Origin of the sequence: Nocardia abscessus NBRC 100374 (assembly GCF_000308455.1) — a bacterium.
Taxonomy (GTDB): Bacteria; Actinomycetota; Actinomycetes; order Mycobacteriales; family Mycobacteriaceae; genus Nocardia; species Nocardia abscessus.
In genome coordinates, this window is sequence record NZ_BAFP01000129.1 from 68,837 (window position 1) to 75,275 (window position 6,439).

Genomic DNA, 6,439 nt, shown 5'->3' on the forward strand with positions numbered 1-6,439 from the left:
TGACCCGGGAGCACGATATGACCGAGACCCGATCACCTTCCGACGACGAACGTCGGCTCGCCGAACTGGGCTACAAACAGGAACTGGCCAGATCCTGGTCCGGATTCTCCAATTTCGCCATCAGCTTCACCATCGTGTCCATCCTCACCGGTGGATTGGCCAGTTACGGCATCGGTTTGGCCAACGGCGGACCGATCACGATGGCTTGGGGGTGGCCCCTGGTCTCGATCATGGTCCTGTTCGTTGGGCTCGCCATGGCGGAATTGGCCTCCGCCTACCCGACCTCGGGCGGGCTGTACTGGTGGGCCGCCGAACTGGGCGGACCGGTATGGGGCTGGTTCACCGGATGGTTCAACCTGATCGGACAGATCGCCGTCACCGCGGCGATCGATTACGGCGCGGCCATCTTCACCACGGTCGTGCTGAACGTCGTCGGAATCGACATCGGCACCGACCGCACCGCGATCTTCCTGGTGTTCGCCGCGATCCTGGTCCTGCACGCCGTGTTGAACGTGCTCGGCCCGCACCTGTCGGCGGTGATCAACAACGTGTCCGCGTGGTGGCACGTCGGCGGTGTGGCGATCTTCGTGATCGTGCTCGGGTTCGGTGCGCGCCACCACCAGAGCGCCGAATTCGTCTTTACCGAGACGGTCGACAACAGCGCGATCGGATTCGGCGGGGTTGCATTCAGTTTCCTGCTCGGGCTGCTGCACGCGCAGTACACGTTCACCGGCTACGACGCGTCGGCCCATATGTCGGAGGAAACGCACGATGCGTCCCGGATGGCGGCCAAAGGCATCATCAACACCATCATCGTCTCGGCGATCGCCGGATATCTACTCATCATGGCGGTGACCTTCGCCATTCCGAATCTGGACGACGCGCTGGATCCGGAGAAGAACAGCGGATACCCGGTGATCTACATCCTGGAGAACTCGCTGAGCGGGTTCTGGTCGGGCCTGCTGCTGATCATCGCGGCGGTCGCGCAACTGTTCTGCGGATACGCCTCGGTGACCTCGGCCTCCCGGATGCTGTTCGCGTTCGCCCGCGACGGGGCGGTGCCGGGTTCGAAGTTCTGGTCGCGGCTTTCCGCGCGGAAGGTGCCGGTGAACGCGGTGCTGTTCATCTCGTTCTTCGCTCTCGTGCTGCTGATTCCCTCGATGCTGGTGCCGCCGGCGAATGCCCCGACGGCCTACGCGGCGGCCACCTCGGTCGCGACGATCGGGCTCTACATCGCCTATGGCATTCCGATCCTGTTGCGCCAGCGCCACGGGGCTCGATTCCGCACCGGTCCGTGGCGACTGGGGGCGTGGTACCGCCCGGTCGGTGTGGTCGCGCTGATCTGGATCGCGCTGATCAGCTTCCTGTTCATCCTGCCCACCGACGCTCGCGGCTACCCGTGGCACAGCGAGTTCACCTGGAACACCGTCAATTACGCGCCGATCACCTTGGTCGGCGTGGTCGGCGCTATCGGTATCTGGTGGCTGGCATCGGCCCGCAGGTGGTTCACCGGGCCCAAGCGCACGGTGGAGGAGCCGCCCGCCGACCGGCCGGAGGAGGGAGCGTCTGCCAACGCCTGAGGCGTAAGCCGGGCCGCACGCGGCTTCCCGGATCTGGCATGTCGAGTTTGTCGGTCTCGGTCGCTAGGGTGTGTCGGCATGGAAAGGACCGACCTGGTGTGTTTTTCGCCGGCTGGGAGAATCGTTTTCCCGGGAAATCCGTGGCCGGAGGGGCACGCGATCGAAGAGTTCGCGTGGACCGGCCGCATGGACCAGGTCGGCAGCCTGTGGTTCGATCTGCATCTGCGGTCCGCGGCATACAATGCCGAACGCGATCCCGACGGCGACGAGCAGCACGGCGAAAGCTGGTTGTCGCCGATCGTCTGGCAGAACTATCACAGCTGCACCCTGTCGTCCACGTACTGGGGCGAGGACGACGCCACCGGGTTGCGCGCCGCGGCGCCGGGCCGTCCCTTTCTGTTGAAATCCGAGCAGCCGCAACGCCTCACGGTCGATCCGCTGCCCCTGGCCCACGCCGACGACGTCGAATTCCTGGCGTTCAACATCTATCTGCTCGGACACGACTCGGTCGCCGACCAGGAAGTGTTCTTCACCCGGCGCGCCGACGGCAGGCACGACATCGACTGGCAGGGCCGTATCGCGCTGACCTACGCGGGCCAGGTCGAATTCCGGTACCGATTCCGAGCCCGGATATCCGGCGCCACCCTCGAATACATCCGTTTTCCCGCGGAGATTTCGGCGGATCAAGCGCTGCGCCAACTCGGCGCCGTGCTCGACGCTCCCGAGGAGTTCGAACTGGGCCTGGTCGATGGGCAGCCCGCGTGGGTGTCGAGAATTCCGGCGTGACCGCCGGAGGTGGAGTGCTATCCGCCGGCGGAATGACTCGGCAGTACGCAGACCGAATCCAGGCCGAGGACGTGGTTCAGGCGTCCGAAAGCCAGCCATGAGCCGATGCTCATGCTCAACTCGACCACTTCCGCTTGGCTGTACCGGGCGAACATCCGGCCCCAGAATTCCTCGTCGAGATTGTGGTGATCGGTGGCGTAGCGTTCGGCGTATTCGGCGGCGAGCCGGGTGCGTTCGTCGAAGGCGTCGGTGGTGCGCCAGTTGGTGACGGCGTCGGCGAATTCGGGCTCGACCTTCGCCCCGTCGCACTCGGTTCGCCAGTCCATGCAGAACAGGCAGCCGTTGAGCTGGGCGATGCGCAGCCTGGCCGCCTCGAATTCGCGGAGACCGAGCGTGCTGTGCGAGTACACCGACAGCGAGAAATTCGAGGCGGCGACGCCGATACCGGGGACCATTTCGCCCCACACGTAGCCGATCGGATCCTTCCCCTCGGGGATGTCGATGATCATGGGTGCTTCCTTCCGAGTTTGCCGACCGCGGGACGCAAGGGGATGTCCAGTGCGTCGTAGAGTCCGGGTTTCGCGGCCACCAGCCAGTCGATGGCGCCGACGAGGCGGCCGACGGCCGTGGCATTCCCGCCCGCGGAGCGGTTGCCGTCTTCGTCGGTGGCCTCGACGGTCACCTCGATACGCGGGTGGCCCTCGATGATCACCCGGTGCGCACCGGCGGCGCCGTCGGCCGGCGTGGGCCAGCCGGGGGCACAGGACGGATGGATGCGGGTGACGTGCTCGATGACGAGACGCGGCTGCCCTTCGACGATGCCTTGGACCTCGAAGCGCACGGCGCCCTGGGTGCCCGCCGCGAACTCGCCCATGGACGCCGTGGCGACGGTGGTGTCCAGGGCACGCCGGTTCAGCGTCTCGCGGATCTCGTCGAGTTCGACGCCGAGCGCCCGCGCCATGAGCCGGATCTGACCGCCCCACACCATGGTCGGCACCGACGGCGCGAGCATCGGGGGCTGGTAGTCCATCGGCTGACCCATGCCGACCAGATAGCGCACCGAATCGGGCTGGTCGTAGGTGGAGTAGTCGAAGATCTCCTGGCAGCGGATCGTCTCCACCGTGCTGCCGAGCCCGCTGATCAGCAGGGGCAGCACGTCGTTACCCCATCCGGGGTCGATGCCGGAGACGAACAGCGATCCGCCACCCTCGGCGATCGCGGCCAGTACCGGGTCCCGTATCTCCGGCGGCGCGTTGCGGGGGTCGTAGAGCGCGTAGAGGGCCGGGGTGACGACCACCGCGCCCGCGCGTAGTGCGCGCACGATATCGGCGAGCGCGTCGTCGGGGCGGATATCGCCGGAGGCCGCGTAGACCACCGCGTCGGGGCGCGCATCGAGAACTCCGCCGATGTCGCCGGTGGCGGCGACGCCGAGTTCTCGACCGAGTCCGCCGAGTTCGCCCGCGTCGCGGCCGACCTTCGCCGGATCGTGCACCAGCACCCCGGTCAGGCGCAGCGCCGGATGGGCGTCGACGGCCCGGATGGCCGCGCGGCCGACATTGCCGGTGCCCCAGACCACCGTGGAGATCATCGATCGAGCGTAGCAAGCGCTTGGTCGGCCATGGCGGATTCGGCGAAAGCACGACCGATCACCCCGTCGAACGGCCGATCCCGTTCGGTCACGGCGCTACGAACGATGCCCTCATGGCGCACCCCGCCCCGCCGGTTACGGGGGCGACGGTCGTGACCGATCTGCTGATCGCCCGGCTGTGGTCGATCGCGCGCGGGCTGCGCAAGGGCAGACCGTACGACTCGCAGACCCCGGCGCAGGCCAGGACGGACACGTTGCGGCTGGGCAGCCGCAACGTGCTCACGTCTTTCGCCCTCTGGGCGATCGCGGGCGTGGCGGTCCCGGTGTCCGGCAATCAGATCACCGCGGCGTCCTACCTGCACTTCTTCCTCACCCAGATCGTCTGCGGCGCCATCGCGATGGCTTACCCCTACTTCTTGGTGACCTTCTACGCGGTGCGGTCGCTGTATCCGATGTTCCTTCCGCACAGCGGGGTCGGCACCGAGGACGCACTGCGCCTGCGGCGACTGGACGCCGACAGCACATACTTTCTGGCCGTCGCCGCCGCCGTCCCGCTGCTCGGCGTCGTGGGTGTGACCTTCATCCCGCCGGGGACATCCCCGCCGTGATCGTTCCGCTCCGAGTGCTCCGCGCAGCCAGCGCGATGGCGTTCATCGGCGTGTATTGGCTGTTCCGGATGCTGGAGAAGGACCTGGCGGCGCTGGAACGGCTCGCCGCCGGGCGTCGGTAGCGCTGGGCGGCGTTCCCTCTGGATGCCCTGATGGTCACGGCGGCAGCACACGCTGCGTTGTCGCGCGCCAGGCCGGTCGATCGAGTCCATCTCCGCGGGAGACGGACCGCCGTGTGGTCGATTCCGTGCCGACGGCGGGGCCGGACACGCCGCTGCGCACCATTGGGAAATGGGATGAACTCCCCGGTAGCGTTGGGGCAAGGGGCATACCGACCGCCAGGGGATCGCGGCGCAGTTCCGGTTCGCGGCGAGTACGGTATACCCGGCCGCCCGGCGCGGGGGCGGTGGTCGGGATCGGGTGGAAAGGCAGGCGCGCGACAGTGAACGAGCGGTATTCGTCGTGGGCTGCCCGGAATACGCCCGAAGAGCTGCCGCTGGCCGCGCGCTACCAGAGTGCGGACCCGATCGTCTGGCACGGCAGCATGGTCTACCCGATGTACACCGAGCAGGTCGGCCCGGCGCCCACCACCGTCACCTTGACGATGATCTCCGCGGCGCCGCCCGCCGGACTGCGGGGGCTCGGCATGGGGCTCTCGGTCGTCGACGGCTATCTCGACTTGCACGGACGTTCGCTCGCCGGAGTCGACGCGTGGAGCGACGCGCTGGCCGCGGGGGTCAGCTTCGATGTCACGCCGACCGCTGCGGCGACCCTGGTGACCCTGACCCCGGTCTGGGTGGACGAATTCGGCACGCAGAAGTCCTGGGCGGGTAATTACGGCATCGTCGTGGAGCACCGGCCCAACGGTCGCGTCGTCCTGTGGTGCAGCATCGGCGAAGGGCCGCCCAACTTCGCGAATCTGGTCGTGGAGATATCCACCGCTGCCTCAGCTGTCGCGGCGGAACCGTCGGCGCCCGCCGCGCTCGCGACGTCCCCGATCGGGATGGCCTCGCCCGCCTTCTCGGCAGGTCCGCCCACCGCGCCCACCATGCCGGTTCCCCGCATCGATGCCGCGCCCGCCTCGACCGGACCGGCAGCTCGTATCGAGCCGCTCGCCCCCGAGCCGCCGGTGGCGCGCAACGGCCACCGGCCCGCGAACGGGCAAGCGCCGGAGGCCGGGCGGCTCCGGCGCTCGGGCAGCCTCTTCGGGAACATGCAGTCGTCCCGCGCCGGACGATCCACTCCGGAAACTCCCGAATCCCCGCTGGGCGTTCCGGCTCCGGACAACGAGCCTCCCACGCCGAGCCGATCGGTCGAACCGCCGGTCGCAGGCGTCATAGGCAGCGTCCCACCCGCCACCGGCACCCTGCCCGAAACGAATGGCGCGAGCTCGGCATCCGGCCTGCTGGTCTCGCACGCCCCGGCCGAACCACCTGCGCAGCGGTCAGTTCATGATCCCCGGGGCGCGAGCGGTAGAGCCACAGCGGACTCTTACGGCGCCTTCGGCCCTCCGGTGGCGCACACGCATCCCCCCGAAGACCCCGCACGCCACGCGGCCGGGCTGCTGATGGGCAATCCGCAGCCCGCACCGGATCTTCCGCCCGCCCCGAGCACCCGACCCGCACCAGACGGCCCGCACACCGGTTCCGGCCCGCTCGTCATGAACCCCTGGACCACCGGGGACTCGTACCGCGCATTCGACCCCGCAGGCACGCACACCCCGGGCCCGGCACAGACCGTGCGGCACGATCCAAGCCCTCCGCCTACAGAATCCCAGGCCGCACCGGCCTTTCCGAACCCTGCCACCGGCCGTCGCGCCGCCGATAACCCGCACACCGGTTCCAACCCGCGGGCCACAAACCCTTGGACCACGGGGG

The 6,439-nt window shown here is 68.4% G+C and carries 7 protein-coding genes; 5 read left to right on the plus strand and 2 right to left on the minus strand.

All coding sequences use genetic code 11. From position 1 onward, the window contains the following. Positions 1–17 precede the first annotated feature (17 nt). Together ON19_RS26495 and ON19_RS26500 are read left to right on the plus strand one after the other, a co-directional pair. Complete coding sequence (locus tag ON19_RS26495; RefSeq protein WP_043698656.1) at positions 18–1,580, plus strand: amino acid permease; 1,563 nt, start codon at positions 18–20, stop codon at positions 1,578–1,580. A 78-nt stretch (positions 1,581–1,658) separates the two neighbouring features. Then, the gene (locus ON19_RS26500) at positions 1,659–2,366 is read left to right on the plus strand and encodes a hypothetical protein (protein WP_157229857.1); all 708 of its coding nucleotides are present in this window, start codon (positions 1,659–1,661) and stop codon (positions 2,364–2,366) included. A 17-nt stretch (positions 2,367–2,383) separates the two neighbouring features. On the opposite strand, the gene ON19_RS26505 is transcribed toward ON19_RS26500, so the two are convergent. Continuing rightward, the gene (locus tag ON19_RS26505; protein ID WP_043698629.1) at positions 2,384–2,875 is read right to left on the minus strand and encodes a carboxymuconolactone decarboxylase family protein; all 492 of its coding nucleotides are present in this window, start codon (positions 2,873–2,875) and stop codon (positions 2,384–2,386) included. Next, positions 2,872–3,954: an NAD(P)H-dependent amine dehydrogenase family protein gene (locus ON19_RS26510; protein ID WP_043698631.1), complete on the minus strand. Its 1,083-nt coding sequence runs from the start codon at positions 3,952–3,954 to the stop codon at positions 2,872–2,874. Before ON19_RS26510 ends, ON19_RS26505 begins: the two co-directional genes overlap by 4 nt. Positions 3,955–4,067: 113 nt before the next feature. Here ON19_RS26510 and ON19_RS26515 point away from each other — a divergent pair, with 113 nt between their 5' ends. The 3 genes from ON19_RS26515 to ON19_RS26520 form a co-directional block, all read left to right on the plus strand. Continuing rightward, positions 4,068–4,562 (plus strand): hypothetical protein, encoded by a 495-nt coding sequence (locus ON19_RS26515; protein WP_174377732.1) that lies wholly within the window; start codon positions 4,068–4,070, stop codon positions 4,560–4,562. Next, entirely contained in the window at positions 4,559–4,684 is a 126-nt protein-coding gene (locus ON19_RS44005) for a hypothetical protein (protein WP_255218412.1), read from the plus strand. Before ON19_RS26515 ends, ON19_RS44005 begins: the two co-directional genes overlap by 4 nt. 320 nt (positions 4,685–5,004) lie before the next feature. After that, a partial coding sequence (locus ON19_RS26520; RefSeq protein ID WP_043698635.1) for a hypothetical protein occupies positions 5,005–6,439 on the plus strand: 1,435 nt, incomplete at its 3' end.